General features: G+C 68.6%; 11 protein-coding genes. 4 read left to right on the top strand and 7 right to left on the bottom strand.

Annotated features, from left to right (window positions below; all coding sequences use genetic code 11):
- Nucleotides 1-118: 118 nt before the first annotated feature.
- Genes V5F74_RS18015 through uraH form a run of 3 tightly spaced genes read right to left on the bottom strand, consistent with a single transcriptional unit; the run spans nt 119 to nt 3235 of the window.
- Complete coding sequence (locus tag V5F74_RS18015) at nt 119-1387, bottom strand: allantoate amidohydrolase (RefSeq protein ID WP_394009581.1); 1269 nt, start codon at nt 1385-1387, stop codon at nt 119-121.
- Nucleotides 1388-1401: 14 nt separating this feature from the next.
- Nucleotides 1402-2880 (bottom strand): allantoinase PuuE, encoded by a 1479-nt coding sequence (gene puuE / locus V5F74_RS18010; RefSeq protein WP_394009580.1) that lies wholly within the window; start codon nt 2878-2880, stop codon nt 1402-1404.
- Between the two features lie 4 nt (nt 2881-2884).
- Nucleotides 2885-3235: a hydroxyisourate hydrolase gene (gene uraH / locus V5F74_RS18005; protein ID WP_029556825.1), complete on the bottom strand. Its 351-nt coding sequence runs from the start codon at nt 3233-3235 to the stop codon at nt 2885-2887.
- A gap of 308 nt (nt 3236-3543) precedes the next feature.
- Here uraH and V5F74_RS18000 point away from each other — a divergent pair, with 308 nt between their 5' ends.
- Nucleotides 3544-4935 (top strand): nucleobase:cation symporter-2 family protein, encoded by a 1392-nt coding sequence (locus V5F74_RS18000; RefSeq protein WP_394009579.1) that lies wholly within the window; start codon nt 3544-3546, stop codon nt 4933-4935.
- A 188-nt stretch (nt 4936-5123) separates the two neighbouring features.
- On the opposite strand, the gene V5F74_RS17995 is transcribed toward V5F74_RS18000, so the two are convergent.
- On the bottom strand, nt 5124-6050 hold the full coding sequence (locus tag V5F74_RS17995; RefSeq protein WP_024277214.1) for a LysR family transcriptional regulator: 927 nt from the start codon (nt 6048-6050) through the stop codon (nt 5124-5126).
- A 130-nt stretch (nt 6051-6180) separates the two neighbouring features.
- Here V5F74_RS17995 and V5F74_RS17990 point away from each other — a divergent pair, with 130 nt between their 5' ends.
- Both V5F74_RS17990 and V5F74_RS17985 read left to right on the top strand, forming a co-directional pair.
- The gene (locus tag V5F74_RS17990; RefSeq protein ID WP_029556828.1) at nt 6181-7404 is read left to right on the top strand and encodes a urate hydroxylase PuuD; all 1224 of its coding nucleotides are present in this window, start codon (nt 6181-6183) and stop codon (nt 7402-7404) included.
- Between the two features lie 73 nt (nt 7405-7477).
- Nucleotides 7478-8716, top strand: a complete 1239-nt coding sequence (locus tag V5F74_RS17985) for an ArgE/DapE family deacylase (RefSeq protein WP_029556829.1) — start codon at nt 7478-7480, stop codon at nt 8714-8716.
- A gap of 72 nt (nt 8717-8788) precedes the next feature.
- Here the strand turns inward: V5F74_RS17985 and yihA are convergent, their stop codons facing one another.
- The 3 genes from yihA to V5F74_RS17970 form a co-directional block, all read right to left on the bottom strand.
- Complete coding sequence (yihA, locus tag V5F74_RS17980) at nt 8789-9445, bottom strand: ribosome biogenesis GTP-binding protein YihA/YsxC (protein ID WP_029556830.1); 657 nt, start codon at nt 9443-9445, stop codon at nt 8789-8791.
- A 69-nt stretch (nt 9446-9514) separates the two neighbouring features.
- Entirely contained in the window at nt 9515-11713 is a 2199-nt protein-coding gene (locus V5F74_RS17975; protein WP_394009575.1) for a transglycosylase domain-containing protein, read from the bottom strand.
- Between the two features lie 186 nt (nt 11714-11899).
- On the bottom strand, nt 11900-12376 hold the full coding sequence (locus V5F74_RS17970; protein ID WP_394009573.1) for a hypothetical protein: 477 nt from the start codon (nt 12374-12376) through the stop codon (nt 11900-11902).
- A 122-nt stretch (nt 12377-12498) separates the two neighbouring features.
- Here V5F74_RS17970 and V5F74_RS17965 point away from each other — a divergent pair, with 122 nt between their 5' ends.
- Entirely contained in the window at nt 12499-15303 is a 2805-nt protein-coding gene (locus V5F74_RS17965) for a [protein-PII] uridylyltransferase (protein WP_394009571.1), read from the top strand.
- Nucleotides 15304-15452 lie beyond the last annotated feature (149 nt).

Below are 15452 nucleotides of genomic sequence, written 5' to 3'. Positions count from 1 at the left end.
TGTCGGCGCCCAGCCATTAAGGCTTAGCGTCAGACCACCCGTGGATCGCCCGGACAAGCCGGGCGATGACGGTTGAGCGGTGGAGACTCTCGGATGATGACAGCGGACGGGGAGCCCCTCACTCCTCCTCGGCCGTCTTCAGCAGGAACGCATAGAGCGCTTCCGCCGCGAGGCCGATGTCGGCGGGGGCGGCGTATTCGCGGGGGTTGTGGCTGCCGTTCTCCGAGCGGACGAACAGCATGGCCATGGGCATCACGCCGCGAAACACCATGGCATCGTGCCCGGCGCCCGAGGGCAGGCGCACCACGGGCAGCTGCAGGCCCTCCACCACCTTGGCCATTCGCTCCTTGAGGGGACCGTGGCAGGGCGCGGCGGGCACTTCGTGGCCGATGTCCACGCTCGCTTTCACCCCGCGCCGCTCCGCGATATCGGCCACGGCGGCGCGGATGTCGGCGACGGCGCGGGTGCGCAGCTCGTCCGAGAGGGCGCGCACGTCGAGGGAGAATTGCACCTCGCCGGGCACCACGTTCACCGCGCTGCCGGCGATGATGAGGGTGCCGACCGTGGCCACCAGCTCCTTGCCGTCGGCACGGCCGCGCGCCTCCACGGCGAGGATCATCTCGGCGGCGGCGGTGAGCGCATCGTGGCGCATGGCCATGGGCAAAGTGCCGGAATGGCCGGCCTCGCCGCGGATGCGCACATGTCCGCGCGAGGCGCCGGCGATGCCGGTGACGATGCCGAGCGGCGCGCCCGCCGCCTCCAGCACCGGCCCCTGCTCGATATGCACTTCCACATAGCCCAGCGTCTCGGCGGGATCGCGCCGGCAGTCGGCGACGCGATCCACAGGCGCGCCGAAGGAGCGCAGCGCCTCCATGCGGGAGATGCCCTGGGCGTCCACGTCCTCCAGGCTCTTCGGATCGAAGATGCCGGCCATGGCCTTGGAGGAGGTGAGGGTGGAGAGGAAGCGCACGCCCTCCTCGTCGGCGAAGGCCGCGACCTCGATGGCGAAGGGCAGGCGGATGCCCTGCTGCTTCAGCGCCTCCACGGCGGCGATGGCGGTGAGCACACCGAGATTGCCGTCATAGATGCCGGCGTTGCGCACGGTGTCGATGTGCGAGCCGAGGACGAGGGTCTTGGCATTGGCCCGGTCCGCCGCGTAGCGCCCGACGATGGAGCCGGTGGCGTCCATATGGACCTGCGCCAGCCCCGCCTCCCGCATCCAGAACGACACCTGCGCCGCCGCCCTCTTGTGGGCGGGGGTCAGCGTCAGGCGGGTCATCTCGCCGGGCACGTCGGTGCAGGCGGCGAGTTCCTTCAGGCGGGAGACGATGATCTCGCCGTCGAGGGGGGAGGGGAGCGGGGCGGAACCGGGGGCAGATCGGGGCACGGAAGAGACCTTGTTCAGGGGGCGGCCGGCAGCATCTGGGAGAGGCGCAGCAGCGCGATGCGCTCGATCTGCGCCAGCGCTTCCGCCACCTCGGTGTCCCGGTCGTGGGCGAGGCGGCGCTCGAAGGCGGCGAGGATGTCGGCCTTGCTGCGTCCGCGGATGGCCATGATGAAGACGAAGCCGAACTTCGCCTTGTAGGCGTCGTTCAGTGCGGTGAAGCGCGCCTTCTCCTCCGCCGTGAGCTGGTCGAGGCCGGCGGAGGCCTGCTCGGCGGCGGATTCTGCGGTCAGCAGCTTCGCCTCGGCAAGCTTGCCGGCGAGGTCGGGATGGGCGTGGATGACGCCCATCTGCTTCTCAAGGGGCGCAGCGCGCAGCACGGCGGCAAGGGCTTCGTTGAGGCCTTCGGCCGTGTCGGCGCGGGCGGTGAGGCCACTGTCGTAGGCGCCTTCCGCGATCCAGGGCGAATGCTCGTACACGCCGCCGAACCGTTCCACGAACAGGCCGCGCGGCATGTAGGTGGGCCGGTATCCCCCGGCGGGCGGGTGATGGGCGATCCAGTGGCGGGCGATGTCGAGGCGGCGTGCCACCCACACCTTCTCGTGGCCGGCGATGTAATCGAGGAAGCGGGCGAGCGCCTGCGCCCGGCCCGGCCGTCCGGCGAGGCGCGGATGGAGACCGATGGACATCATGCGCGGGGCGGTGGCGCCCTCGGCATAGAGCAGGTCGAAGCTGTCCTTCAGATAGTCGAAGAATTCGGTGCCGTTGGAAAAGCCCGCCGCCACGGAGAAGCGCATGTCGTTGGCGTCGAGGGTGTAGGGCACCACGAGCTGCGGGCCGCGCGGCCCGTAGATCCAGTAGGGCAGTTCGTCCGCATAGCTGTCGGCCACATAGAGGAAGCCGCCTTCCTCCATCAGGAGGGGCACCGTGTGCTCGGCGGAGCGGCCCTGATAGAAGCCGAGCGGGCGGGCGCCCGTCACCTCGGTGTGCAGGCGCACGGCCTCCTCGATGTGCTCGCGCTCGGCGTCGCGGGTGAAGTCCTTGTATTCGATCCACTTGTAGCCGTGGCTGGCCAGCTCCCAGCCGGCCTCCTGCATGGCCGCGACGGCATCGGGATTGCGGGCGAGGGCGGTGGCGACGCCGTAGACGGTGGCCGGCATGTTGCGCTCGCCGAACAGGCGCAGCAGCCGCCAGATGCCGACGCGGGCGCCGAACTCGTAGACGGACTCCATGTTCATGTGCCGCTGGCGGGGCCAGGGCACGGCGCCGATGATCTCGGAGAGGAAGGCCTCCGAGGCATTGTCGCCATGGAGCACCGAGTTTTCGCCGCCCTCCTCGTAATTCACCACGAACTGCACGGCGATGCGCGCATCCCCCGGCCAATGGGGGTGGGGCGGATTGCGGCCGTAGCCCACGAGATCGCGCGGATAGGGCTTGCCGGTGACGGGATCGGTGGGGATGCCGGAATTGTCGCGGCCGGTGAAGGGAGCGGGCATGGGCTCAGGACCCCCGATAGGTGGAATAGCTCCACGGGGAGCAGAGCAGCGGCACGTGATAGTGCCCCTCGATCAGGGTCACGCGCAGGGGCACCACGTCGAGGAAAGGCGGGTCGGCCACCGGGGCGCCGGTGGCGCGGAAATGCGCGCCGATGTGGAAGACCAGCTCATAGGTGCCGGGGAGGAAATCGTCGCCCGCGAGCAGGGGGGTATCGGTGCGGCCGTCCGCATTGGTGCGGCGGGTGGTGACGAGGGTGCGCCCGCCATCGGCCGTCAGCCGGTAAAGTTCCACCGCAACATCGGCGGCCGGGCCGCCGGAGACCGTATCGAGCACGTGAGTGGACAGGCGCCCCATCGTTTCCTCGTCCTTCCTGACTCTCTGGCGCCGCGCCCGGCGGAAGCCTTGCGGGTGCAGGGCCGGCAGCCGGGCGAACGCTCCGCTGCGCGGCAGCATAACCCGCGCCGGGTGGATCGATTTTCCAAAAAAATCGGAAGATATTCCGATTACCACACGTATTTCCCCGGCTCGGGAATTGATCTCCAATGAGGCATGCCGATGCGTTGGGCAGTGCCCGTTCGGAGCCGCGCCGGAGCGTTGCCGTCGCCAACAAATTTGAAGAACGCCCTTCCTGATTTCGACCGCTCTTCCTTTGGGGGAACCAGATGTCACAAGCCGTTCATCCCGTAGACGAAATCCTGCCGGCGCCGAAACTCGCCGCGCTCGGCCTCCAGCATGTCCTCGTCATGTATGCCGGCGCGGTCGCGGTGCCGCTCATCATCGGCCGCGCGCTCAAGCTGCCGCCCGAGCAGGTGGCGTTCCTGATCTCGGCGGACCTGTTCGCCTGCGGCCTCGCCACCCTCGCGCAGTGCCTGGGCTTCCTCGGCGTCGGCATCCGCCTGCCGGTGATGATGGGCGTCACCTTCGCGTCCGTCGGCCCCATGCTGTCCATGGCCAACGATCCTGCCATCGGCATCCTCGGCATCTATGGCTCGGTGATCGCGGCCGGCATCTTCGGCATCGTCGTCGCGCCCTTCATCTCGCGCCTGCTGCCGCTGTTCCCGCCGGTGGTGACGGGCACCATCATCATGGTGATCGGCATTTCCCTGATGCGCGTCGGCATCAACTGGGCGGGCGGCGGCATCCCCTTCCTCACCCAGACCATCGACGGCAAGGTGGTGCAGGTCGCCAACCCCAACTATGCCCAGCTCCAGGGCCTCGGCATCGCCCTGTTCGTGCTGCTGGTGATCCTCGCCTTCATCCGCTTCGGCAAGGGCTTCGTGGCCAATGTGGCGGTGCTGCTCGGCATCATCGCCGGCGCGATCCTCGCCTCGGTCATCGGCATCATGCATTTCGAGAAGGTGGCGGCGGCGCCGTGGTTCGACGTCATCCTGCCGTTCCACTTCGGCATGCCCACGTTCCACCTCGTGCCCATCGTCACCATGTGCATCGTGATGATCGTGGTCATGATCGAGTCGCTGGGCATGTTCCTCGCCCTCTCCGACATGACCGGCAAGCCGGTGGACGAGAAGGCGCTGGCCCGCGGCCTCAGGGCCGATGGCGTGGGCACGCTGCTCGGCGGCATCTTCAATACCTTCCCCTACACCTCCTTCTCGCAGAATGTGGGCCTCGTCGGCGTCACCGGCGTGCGCTCGCGCTGGGTGACGGTGACGGGCGGCGTCATCATGCTCGGCCTCGGCCTGATGCCGAAGATGGCCGCGCTGGTGGAGGCGGTGCCGCAGGTGGTGCTGGGCGGCGCGGGTCTCGTGATGTTCGGCATGGTGGCCGCCACCGGCGCGCGCATCCTCACCGGCGTCGATTTCAAGACCAACCGCAACAACCTCTTCATCGTCGCCATCGCGGTGGGCTTCGGCATGATCCCGCTGGTGTCGCCCAACTTCTTCAAGGCGCTGCCGCATGAGCTGCATCCGCTCTTGGAGAGCGGCATCCTGCTCTGCGCCATCGTCGCCGTGGCGCTCAACGTGTTCTTCAACGGCGTGAAGAAGACCTCCACCGAGGAGATCGTCGCCGCCGCCAAGCAGGCCGAGGCGCACTGATGATGCCATCGACATCGGTCTGCGACCGATGTCGAGTGGGCCACGCACTCAACTCGGGTGTTCCCGAGTTGAGCCGGTCAAAGACGGGTTCCGGCTTCCGCCGGAGCCCGGCGCCGCGCGGGTGGTTGGCGTTGCTTTCGCTCAGGCGCCGCGCGGGCTTCAGGGGAACCATCGGGACGCGGGCCGGCTCAGGCCGGCAGCCGCTCCCCGATCTTGGCCAGCTCGCGGGCGATGTAGCGCCGGCCCTGATCCACCAGCATGTCGGCGAAGGCCTTCACCTTCAGCGGCACCAGCTGGCGGGCGGGGTAGAGCACCGCCAGCGTCGCCGGCTGGGGCGGGTTCTTCTCCAGCAGCGGCACGAGGCGGCCGTCCGCGAGGGCGTCCGCCACCTCGAACCGCGGCTTCACCACGATGCCGCGACCCTCGACGGCCCACACGGTGAGCACGTCGCCGTCGTCGGCCTCCAGATGGCCGGTGACGGGAACGGCGAGGTCCCGGCCTTCGTCGGTGAGCATCCAGCGCAATTCCCGAAGGCTCGCGAACCGCAGGAGGAGGCATTGATGGGTGAGCAGATCCTGCGGCCGCTGCGGTACGCCGGCCCGTTCCAGATAGCTGGGTGCGGCGCACACAATGCGCTCGACCTGCGCCACCTTGCGCATGATCATGCTGGAATCCTCGAAGGTGGCGAGGCGCAGCGCCACGTCGATGGATTCGGCGATGAGGTCGAGGGTATGTTCCGACAGGCGCAGGCGCACGTCGATCTCGGGATGGGTCTCCTGGTAGCGCGCCGCCACCTGCGCCACCAGCCGGCGGCCGAGATGGAGCGGGGCGGTGACGCGCAGCGCGCCGCGGGGCAGGGCGCCGAGTTCCGAGACGTTGCTCTCCGCCGCCTCGATGAGGCGCAGGGCCTCGGTGATCGCCTCGTAGTAGACGCGCCCCTGCTCGGTCAGGCTCATGCGGCGGGTGGTGCGGTTGAACAGCCGGCAGCCGAGGTGCTTCTCCAGCATCTGGATGCGGTGGCTGACCACGTTGGCCGACAAATGCAGCCGACGCCCGGCCTCCGAGAAGCTCTCGCTCTCCACCGAGGCGACGAAGGCCTTCATGTTCTCCAGCACGCTTCGTCACCCCTCACCCGACGCCACAAGAACGATACCCACGCCGCGGGCCGGGGCCAATGGTCCCCGTCCGTGGGCGTGACAGGGGCCAATGCGCCCGCATCTTCCAGCCACGGGATCTGAAACGGCAATGGAACCCATCCTCCACGAGTATGGCAGCCTGCTGCTGCGCTGGACGCACATCATCGCCGGCATGGCGTGGATCGGCGCGTCCTTCTACTTCATGCACCTTGATGCCAGCCTGAAGGCGACGCCCGACATCCCCGCCGGCAAGGGCGGGGAGGCGTGGGAAGTGCATGGCGGCGGCTTCTACCAGGTGAAGAAGTATCTGGTGGCGCCCGATTTTCTCCCCGAGGAACTGGGCTGGCACAAGTGGCAGTCCTATGCCACCTGGATCACCGGATTCTTCCTGCTTATCTGGGTCTATTACTACCAGTCCTCGATCTTCCTGATCGATCCGGCGGTGATGAATTTGAAGCCCGTCACCGCCGTCGCCATCGGCCTCGGCGGGCTTGCGGCGGGGTGGATCGCCTACGACCAGCTCTGCCGTTCGAAGCTCGGCGACAAGCCGCTGGTGGTGGGCATCATCGTGTTCGCTGGCGTGGTGCTGGCGGCGTTCCTGTACCAGCAGGTGTTCTCGCCCCGCGCGGCCTTCATCCATACCGGCGCGCTGATGGCCACCATCATGAGCGGCAACGTCTTCTTCGTCATCATCCCCAACCAGTACAAGGTGGTGGCGGCGCTGAAGGCGGGCGAGGTGCCGAACCCCTATTACGGCAAGACCGCCAAGCTCCGCTCCGGGCACAACAACTACTTCACTTTGCCCGTCGTCTTCCTGATGATCTCCAACCATTACCCACTGACCTATTCCACGCCCTACGCCTTCGTCATCGTGGCGCTGGCGCTCGTGGCGGGAACGGTGATCCGCTATTTCTACAACGAGCGGCATGCCGGGCGCGGCGACAAGGCGTGGTGCTGGCTGGTGGCGGCCGTGTGCCTGATCCTCGCGATATTCATCTCGGCCACCACTACGCCCGCCGGCCGCATGGCGCTGGGCCTGCCGCCGCTGGTCTCCCCGGCCTTCGCCAAGAGCGGGCCTGCGGTGGGCGTGCCGGTGGATGTGCAGAACATCGTCATGGGCCGCTGCGCCATGTGCCACGCCGCCGAGCCGGTCTATGAGGGCTTCGCCATCGCGCCGCGCGGCATCCTCCTCGACACGGAGGAGGCCATCTACAAGAACCGCAAGCTCATCCTCGTGCAGGCCGGCCTGAGCCACGCCATGCCGCCCAACAACATCACCGAATTGTCCGATGAGGACCGCGCGATGCTGAAGGAATGGGCGTCCGGGAAATAGACCGCATCCTCCTAGAACCCTAAAACGAGAGAACCGGCGGGCTGCGGCCCGCCCCAAGAACAAGGAAGACGTCATGTCCACCGCCGACGCCGACACCCTCCGCAGCCTGATCGCCGAGCGCATCGAAGCGCAGCGCCAGTTTCTGGCGGAGCTGGTGAAGGTGCCTTCCGACAATCCCCCCGGCGATTGCGCCCCCCATGCGGCGCGCGCCGCCGAACTGCTGGAAGCCCTTGGCTACACGGTGGAGCGCCACGCCGTGCCGGCCGACCGGGTGAAGGCGGCGGGCATGGTCACGGCCACCAACCTCATCATCCGCCACCGGTTCGGTGCAGAGGCAGACGCGGGCCCCGTGGTGGCGCTGAACGCCCATGGTGACGTGGTGCCCCCCGGCGAGGGCTGGACCAAGGACCCCTATGGCGCCGAGGTGGTGGACGGGCGCATGTATGGCCGCGGCGTCGCCGTCTCCAAGTCCGATTTCGCCACCTATGCCTTCGCCCTCGACGCCCTGAAGCGCTCCGGCCTGCCGCTCAAGGGCACGGTGGAACTGCACTTCACCTATGACGAGGAGATCGGCGGCGAGGTGGGGCCGGGCTGGATTCTGGAAACCGGCCTCACCAAGCCCGACTATGCCGTCTCGGCCGGCTTCTCCTATGGGGTCGTGGTGGCGCACAACGGCTGCCTGCACCTCGAAGTCGAGGTGATCGGCAAGTCGGCCCATGCCGCGCTGCCCTTCACCGGCATCGACGCGCTGGAGGGCGCGACCCATATCCTGACCGCGCTCTATGCCTATCGCGACACGCTGCAGGCGAAGGTCTCCGACGTGCCCGGCATCGGCTCGCCGCAGCTCACGGTGGGTCTCATCTCCGGCGGCATCAACACCAATGTGGTGCCCGATCGCGTCACCTTCCGCCTCGACCGCCGCATCGTGCCCGGCGAGAACCCGGAACAGGTGGAGGCCGAGGTGCGTGGCGTCATCGCCAAGGCGCTGGAGGGCTCGAAGGCGAAGGCCGAGGTTCGGCGCATCCTGATCGCCCGCCCGCTGGTGCCGGACGACAGGGCCATGCACCTCGCCGGCGTCATCTGCCGCAATGCCTCGGCCGTGACCGGCGAGGAGGTGAAGACCACCGGCGTGCCGCTCTATACGGATGCGCGCCTCTATGCCGAGGCCGGCGTGCCCGTGGTGCTCTACGGCGCCGGCCCGCACACCATCGAGGAGGCCAACGGCCACCGGGCGGACGAGAATTTGCTGCTCTCCGACCTCGACAAGGCGACGCTGGTGATCGCGCTCACGGTTGCCGATCTGCTGGCCTGAGCCCTTTTGGCGTCGGTCTTTGATCGAGGCCAATCGGTTTTCGCAAGATCACGCTCAAGCGCCGCGCGGGCTTCAGCCCTGCTCGGCGAGAAGCTGCGCCACCGCCGCGCGCAGCTCCGGGAAGCCCTGCCCGGTGTTGCTGGAGGTGGGAAAGATCTTCGGATAGGCCGCCGGCCGCCGGCGGATCTTGTCTTCCACGCCGGCGATCACCGAGGGCAAAGCGCTCGGCTTCACCTGATCCACCTTGGTGAGGATGATGGCGTAGGAGACGGCCGCCTTGTCGAGGAGGTCGAGAATCTCCTCGTCCACCGGCTTGATGCCGTGGCGGGAATCGATGAGCACGAAGACGCGTGCGAGGTTCACCCGGCCGCGCAGGTAATCCTTGATGGTGCGCGTCCAGGCGTCGACCTTCTCCTTCGGCGCCTTGGCGAAGCCGTAGCCGGGCATGTCCACGAGGCACAGCTCCGGCCCCACCCGGAAGAAGATCAATTCCTGCGTGCGCCCCGGCGTCACCGAGGTGCGCGCCAGCGCCTTGCGGCCGGTTAGCGCATTGACGAGGGAGGACTTACCCACGTTGGAGCGGCCGGCCAGCGCGATCTCCATGCCCTGCATGGGCGGCAGCACCTCGACGGTGGGGGCCGCGGAGACGAACTGCCAGTCGCCGGCGAACAGCAGGCGGCCGGGCTCGAGATAGGGATCGGCGTCGGCGGGGGAAGGGGTCTCGGTCATGACGCCTTATCCTAGAGCAGGGCGGCGGGCGCAAGGCGAGAGCGATCGTGGCGCGGCGCGCGCCTCCGGCTACCGCCGGCCCTGACCCAGGAATGTCTCTGCAAACCAGCGGTCCAGCGTCATGGGCGGCTCCTGCTGGGGCGGGGGCGCCGGCATCTGGCCGACCACGGCCGACGGACGGTCGTCGGGCATTTCGGCCGGAGGCAGGTAGGTGGCGCCCGGCTGGCCGTAGCCGTTGCCGCCGAAGCCGTAGGACCTCAGCCCGCCCGGAAGCTCAGCCACCGGCACGCCCTGGTGCGCCGCCTTCATGACGCGGCTCCAGATCTCCACCGGCAGGTTGGCGCCGGAGGCCTTCTTGGTGGGCGAGGAATCGTCGTTGCCGAGCCAGACCGCCGTCACGTACCTGGCGGTGTAGCCGACGAACCAGGCATCGCGGTAATCCTGCGAGGTGCCGGTCTTGCCCGCCGCCTCCCAGCCCGGCAGGTCGGCGCGGCGCGCGGTGCCGGTGGCCAGCGTCTGGGTCATCATGTGGTTCATCATCGCCACGTATTCGGAGGCGACCACGCGGCCCATGCCGGTGACGTTGCGCTCGTAGAGCGGCTTGCCGTCCGGCCCGATCACGCTGTCGATGACATGGGGCATGACGCCGAGGCCCCCATTGGCAAAGGGCGTATAGGCGCCCGCCAGCTCCAGCACCGACACTTCGGAGGTGCCCAGCGCGATGGAGGGGTTGGGGTCGAGGTTCGAGGAGATACCCATGCGATGGGCGGTCTGCACCACGGCCTTGGGGCCGAACTCCAGCACGAGGCGCACCGACACCGTGTTCAGGGAGAGCGCGAGCGCGGTGGTGAGCGTCACCGGGCCGCGATAGTCGCGGGTCGAGTTCTCCGGCCGCCAGCCCTTGAGCTGGATGGGCGCGTCCTCGCGCACGCTCTCCGGGGTCAGGCCGTGCTCGACGGCGGTGAGATAGATGAACGGCTTGAAGGCCGAGCCCGGCTGCCGCCGGGCGGTGACGGCGCGGTTATACTGGCTGTCCGCATAGGAGCGGCCGCCGATCAGCGCCTTCACCCCGCCATCGGGGTCGAGCACCACGATGGCACCCTGGCCGACGCCGTACTTGGTGCCGGATTTCGCCAGCGTGTCCTCCAGCGCCGCCTCGCCCGCCTTCTGGAGCGCGGGATCGATGGTGGTGCGCACGGTGACGTCGCCGGGCAGCTCGCCGTCGCCGAGCACAGAATCCAGCTGGTCCATCACCCAGTCGGCCACGTAGCCGGAGGAATCGGGCATGCCGCTGCGGGCGAGCTGGGCCGGGCGGGCCTGGGCGGTGCTCGCCATGTCCGCGGAGATCATCTTCTGGTCGCGCATGGCGGCCAGAACCAGATTGGCGCGGGTCTGCGCGCCCTTCAGGTTCCGGGTCGGGGCAAGGCGCGAGGGCGAGTTGACGAGCCCGGCCAGCATGGCGGCCTCGGCCAGCGTCACCTGCCGGGCGGACTTGCCGAAATAGCGCTGCGCCGCTGCCTCCACGCCATAGGCGCCGGCGCCGAAATAGACGCGGTTGAGATAGAGGTCGAGCAGCTGGTCCTTGCTGAACTTGTGCTCCAGCCACAGGGCCAGCACCAGCTCCTGCATCTTGCGCGAGGCCGTGCGCTCCTGGGTCAGGAACAGGTTCTTGGCGAGCTGCTGGGTCAGCGTCGAGCCGCCCTGCCGGAGGCGCCGGGAGGTGAGGTTGGTGACGAGGGCGCGGGCGAGGCCTTCGGGATCGAGGCCGAAATGGCTGTAGAAGCGCTGGTCCTCGATGGCGACGAACGCCTTGGGCAGGTAGGGCGGCAACTCGCCGATGGGCACGGCCACGCCACCCATGTCGCCGCGTGTGGCTATGGTCTTGCCGTCCGCCCCCTGCACGGTGACGGTGGGCGGACGCTTGGGGATCATCAGCGTCTGCATGGGCGGCAGCTTCGACGCCTCGTAGGCGATGACGCCGGCGAGGGCGAGCAGCGCCCACATGCCCAGGATGAAGCCCCATTTCACCAGCCGGAACACGAGGCGCCCCCCGCCGCCACGGCGGGGCCGGCGGGGCGGCGGCTCGGAGCGGCCGCGGCGCGGGGCGGGATCGGGGCGCATGTCGGGTTCCGCCTTGGCCTTGGGCCGCGCGGCCGGCTTGCGGGCGGGGCGCGGGGGGTCCGGGGGCGGTGCGGCGGAGCGGTCGCGCGGGTCGAGGCGGATGTCGAACAGGGATTCGGGCCGCTCCATGAGCGGCTCGCGCCTCATGCCGTCCCCCCGTCCCTGTGCGGTCATTCCAATTCCCGTCGCATAGCCGGCCTGCCTTCGGGCCGCGCGGCTCCTTCCACCACCAAAATGGGGCGAAGATCAGCCGCTGGGGCAGATGGTGCCCGCCTCACCTCAAGGAAGCGTTACGTGGCAAGCGTTTTCGCGGGTGGTCTTCAGGCGGATGCCTTACGGGCACTTGCTCCAGTAGCCCACCGTCTTCGCCGGCGTCGTGTAGAACCAGCAGGTGTTCGGCGCTGGCGCCGGACCCACAAGCGGCGTGGCGAGGCCGCCCGGCAGCACGCCGAGCGGCGCGCCGGAGCCGGGCTGGGCGCCGATGGGCGTGTTGCTGCGGAACGGCGCGGGCTGGATGATGGGCGTGGGGTCTGCCGGCACCACCGGCTTCGGCGCCGGCAGCTTCGGCCTGGGCGTCACGACCGTCGGCGCGCGCGGGACGGTCGGGGCCGGCCGCACCACAGGACGCGGTGCCGGCCGCTGGATCGGGGGAATGACCGCCGCTCCGCCCACGATGGGCGTGCCCACACCCGACGCGGCCAGGGCACCGGCCGGCGCCAGCGCAATCCCTAGCGCCACCGCGCCATACATCCCCTTGCGGAATGTCTGGGTGGCCCGAGCGCGAAGCTGTCCGTACGGCATGTGTTCCATCACAGAAATATAGGTTCCGCTGCGGCCGATTCGAGAGCGACCAATGAACGCCGCTCGCGGCCGGGCGCTGATTGCGGTAAAGATGAAGGCTCCTGTCCTTCGTGCCTCCAGATCGCCGAGCAATGCCCACCGTCCGTTCCTCCAAGGTCAACCGCGTCATCGGCGAACCCTTCGAAGGCCAGGCCCTCAAGGCCGAGATCCGGGAAATCGCTTCCGCCCACAAGGGCCGCGACCTCGATTTGCGCAACGCCGTCGTCGCACGCCTCAAGAAGGGCATGCAGGAAGGCCGCGCCGCCGCCGAGCGCCTGCTGCTGGAAGACGGCTGCGGCCGCTGCTGCGCCATGCGCCTCTCCGCGCTGCAGGATGCGGTCATCTCCAGCGCCTATGAGGTGGCCACCACCTTCCTCTATCCGGTGGACAATCCCTCCCGCTCCGAGCGCATGGCGGTGGTGGCGGTGGGTGGATACGGCCGCGGCATGATGGCGCCGGGCTCCGACACCGACATCCTGTTCGTGCTGCCCTACAAGCAGACGGCCTGGGGCGAGAGCGTCGCCGAGGCCATGCTCTACATTCTCTGGGATCTCGGGCTGAAGGTGGGCCACGCCACCCGCTCGGTGGAGGAATGTCTGCGGCAGGCCCGGGCCGACTTCACCATCCGCACCTCCATTCTCGAAGCCCGCTTCCTCGTCGGCGACAAGGCGCTGTTCGAGGATCTGGAAAAGCGCTTCGACAAGGAAGTGGTGGAGGGCACCGGCGCCGAGTTCGTCGCCGCCAAGATGGCCGAGCGCGAGGATCGCCTGCGCCGCTCCGGCCAGTCGCGCTACCTCGTCGAGCCCAACGTCAAGGAGAGCAAGGGCGGCCTCAGGGACCTGCACACCCTCTTCTGGATCTCCAAATACGTCTACCGGGTGCAGACCGCGAGCCAGCTCGTCGCCAAGGGCGTGTTCACCCGCGAGGAGGCGAACCTCTTCAAGAAGTGCGAGGACTTCCTGTGGTCCGTGCGCTGCCACCTGCACTTCCTCACCGGCCGCGCCGAGGACCGCCTCTCCTTCGACCTGCAGCGGGAGATGGCGCTGCGCCTCGGCTATACGGAGCATCCCGGCCAGAAGGACGTGGAGCGCTTCATGAAACACTATTTCCTCGTGGCGAAGGATGTGGGCGATCTCACCGCCATCCTCTCCGCCGCGCTGGAGGAGCGCCACGAGAAGCCGGTGCCGGGCCTCAAGGGCATGGTGGAGCGCTTCCGCGCCGGCTCCCGCCGCATCACGCTGAAGGACACGACGGACTTCATCCTCGACCATGACCGCCTGAACGTGGCGGACCCGGAGGCGTTCAACCGCGACCCGGTGAACCTCATCCGCATCTTCCACGTGGCGGACAAGCGCAACCTGGCGCTGCATCCCGACGCCAGCCAGCTCGCCGCCCGCTCCCTCGGCCTCATCGATGCGAGCGTGCGCGAGAATCCGGAGGCCAACCGCCTGTTCCTGGAGATCGTCACCTCCAAGGACGCGCCCGAGACGGTGCTGCGGCGGATGAACGAGGTGGGCGTGCTGGGGCGGTTCCTGCCGGAATTCGGCAAGATCGTCGCCATGATGCAGTTCAACATGTACCACCACTACACGGTGGACGAGCACCTCCTGCGCTGCATCGGCATCCTCTCGGAGATCGAGCGCAAGGTGAACCCGGAGAACGGGCTCGCCAACGAGCTGATGGGCACGGTGAAGAACCGCAACCTGCTCTATGTCGCCCTGCTGCTGCACGACATCGCCAAGGGGCGCCCGGAGGACCATTCGGTGGCCGGCGCCCGCATTGCGCGCAAGCTGTGCCCGCGCTTCGGCCTGTCGCCGGTGGAGACCGAGACGGTGGCGTGGCTGGTGGAGCAGCACCTCGTCATGTCCACGGTCGCCCAGTCCCGCGACCTCTCCGACCGCAAGACCATCGAGAATTTCGCCTCCGTGGTGCAGAACCTGGAGCGGATGAAGCTGCTCACCATCCTCACCACGGCCGACATCAAGGCGGTGGGGCCGGGCACCTGGAACGGCTGGAAGGCGCAGCTTCTGCGCACGCTCTATTACGAGACCGAGCCGGTGCTCACCGGTGGCTTCTCGGAAGTGGACCGGGGCAAGCGCGTCACCGCCGCCCAGTCGCAGTTCCGCTCGGCCCTCTCCGACTGGGACGACGAGAAGGTGGCGGCCTATGTGGCGCGCCATTATCCACCCTACTGGCTGCGTGTGGACCTCGAGACCAAGCTGCGCCACGCCCGCTTCGTGGACGAGGCGGAGACGGCCGGCCGCTCCATCGCCACCCATGCGTCGCTGGAGCCGGGCCGCGGCATCACCACGCTCACCGTGCTGGCGCCGGACCATCCCAAGCTGCTGTCGATCATCGCCGGGGCCTGCGCCGCGGCGGGCGCCAACATCGTGGATGCGCAGATCTCCACCACCACGGACGGGCTGGCGCTGGACACCATCGCCATCCGCCGCGCCTTCGACCATGACGAGGACGAACTCAGACGCGCCAACCGCATCCGGGAAGCGGTGGAGCAGGCGCTCACCGGCGAGGTCCGCCTGCCGGAGGTGATGGCCAAGAAGCTGCCCAAGGGCCGGCGGACCTTCACGGTGGAGCCCGAGGTGACGGTGAACAATTCCTGGTCGAACCGCCACACGGTGGTGGAGGTGTCCGGCCTCGACCGGCCGGGCCTGCTGTTCGCCCTCACCAACACTTTGTCGCGGCTCAACCTCAACATCGCCTCGGCCCATGTCGCCACGTTCGGCGAACGGGCGGTGGACGTGTTCTACGTCACCGACCTGATGGGTGCGAAGATCACCGGCGCCGCCCGCCAGTCCACCATCCGCCGCGCCCTTGTCTCGGTGTTCGAGGGGCCGGTGGAGGACGAGGAGCCGACCCGCCGGGTGGCGCGGGGGTGACGGGGCGCCGCGGCGCAGGCGGGAAGGCCGTTTTTTCGCCGCGCTCGCGTGGCTCAGATGCCAATCGTTTGCACCTTGTTTGCACTTGGCGACGGTGCGGCATACGTTCTGCCGCGCCTCCTTCCGACCCCACGGCCGAAAGCCGACGA

Origin of the sequence: Xanthobacter aminoxidans (assembly GCF_043193615.1) — a bacterium.
In the GTDB taxonomy this organism is placed as follows: Bacteria; Pseudomonadota; Alphaproteobacteria; order Rhizobiales; family Xanthobacteraceae; genus Xanthobacter; species Xanthobacter aminoxidans.
The sequence above is the reverse complement of the archived record's forward strand: the minus strand, read 5'-3'. Positions and strand labels throughout refer to the sequence as shown.

Coding starts and splice junctions, on each gene's coding strand:
- puuE (WP_394009580.1), bottom strand. CDS start 2,880: ATGCCCGCTCCCTTCACCGGCCGCGACAATTCCGGCATCCCCACCGAT.
- uraH (WP_029556825.1), bottom strand. CDS start 3,235: ATGGGGCGCCTGTCCACTCACGTGCTCGATACGGTCTCCGGCGGCCCG.
- V5F74_RS18000 (WP_394009579.1), top strand. CDS start 3,544: ATGTCACAAGCCGTTCATCCCGTAGACGAAATCCTGCCGGCGCCGAAA.
- V5F74_RS17990 (WP_029556828.1), top strand. CDS start 6,181: ATGGAACCCATCCTCCACGAGTATGGCAGCCTGCTGCTGCGCTGGACG.
- V5F74_RS17985 (WP_029556829.1), top strand. CDS start 7,478: ATGTCCACCGCCGACGCCGACACCCTCCGCAGCCTGATCGCCGAGCGC.
- yihA (WP_029556830.1), bottom strand. CDS start 9,445: ATGACCGAGACCCCTTCCCCCGCCGACGCCGATCCCTATCTCGAGCCC.
- V5F74_RS17975 (WP_394009575.1), bottom strand. CDS start 11,713: ATGAGGCGCGAGCCGCTCATGGAGCGGCCCGAATCCCTGTTCGACATC.
- V5F74_RS17970 (WP_394009573.1), bottom strand. CDS start 12,376: ATGGAACACATGCCGTACGGACAGCTTCGCGCTCGGGCCACCCAGACA.
- V5F74_RS17965 (WP_394009571.1), top strand. CDS start 12,499: ATGCCCACCGTCCGTTCCTCCAAGGTCAACCGCGTCATCGGCGAACCC.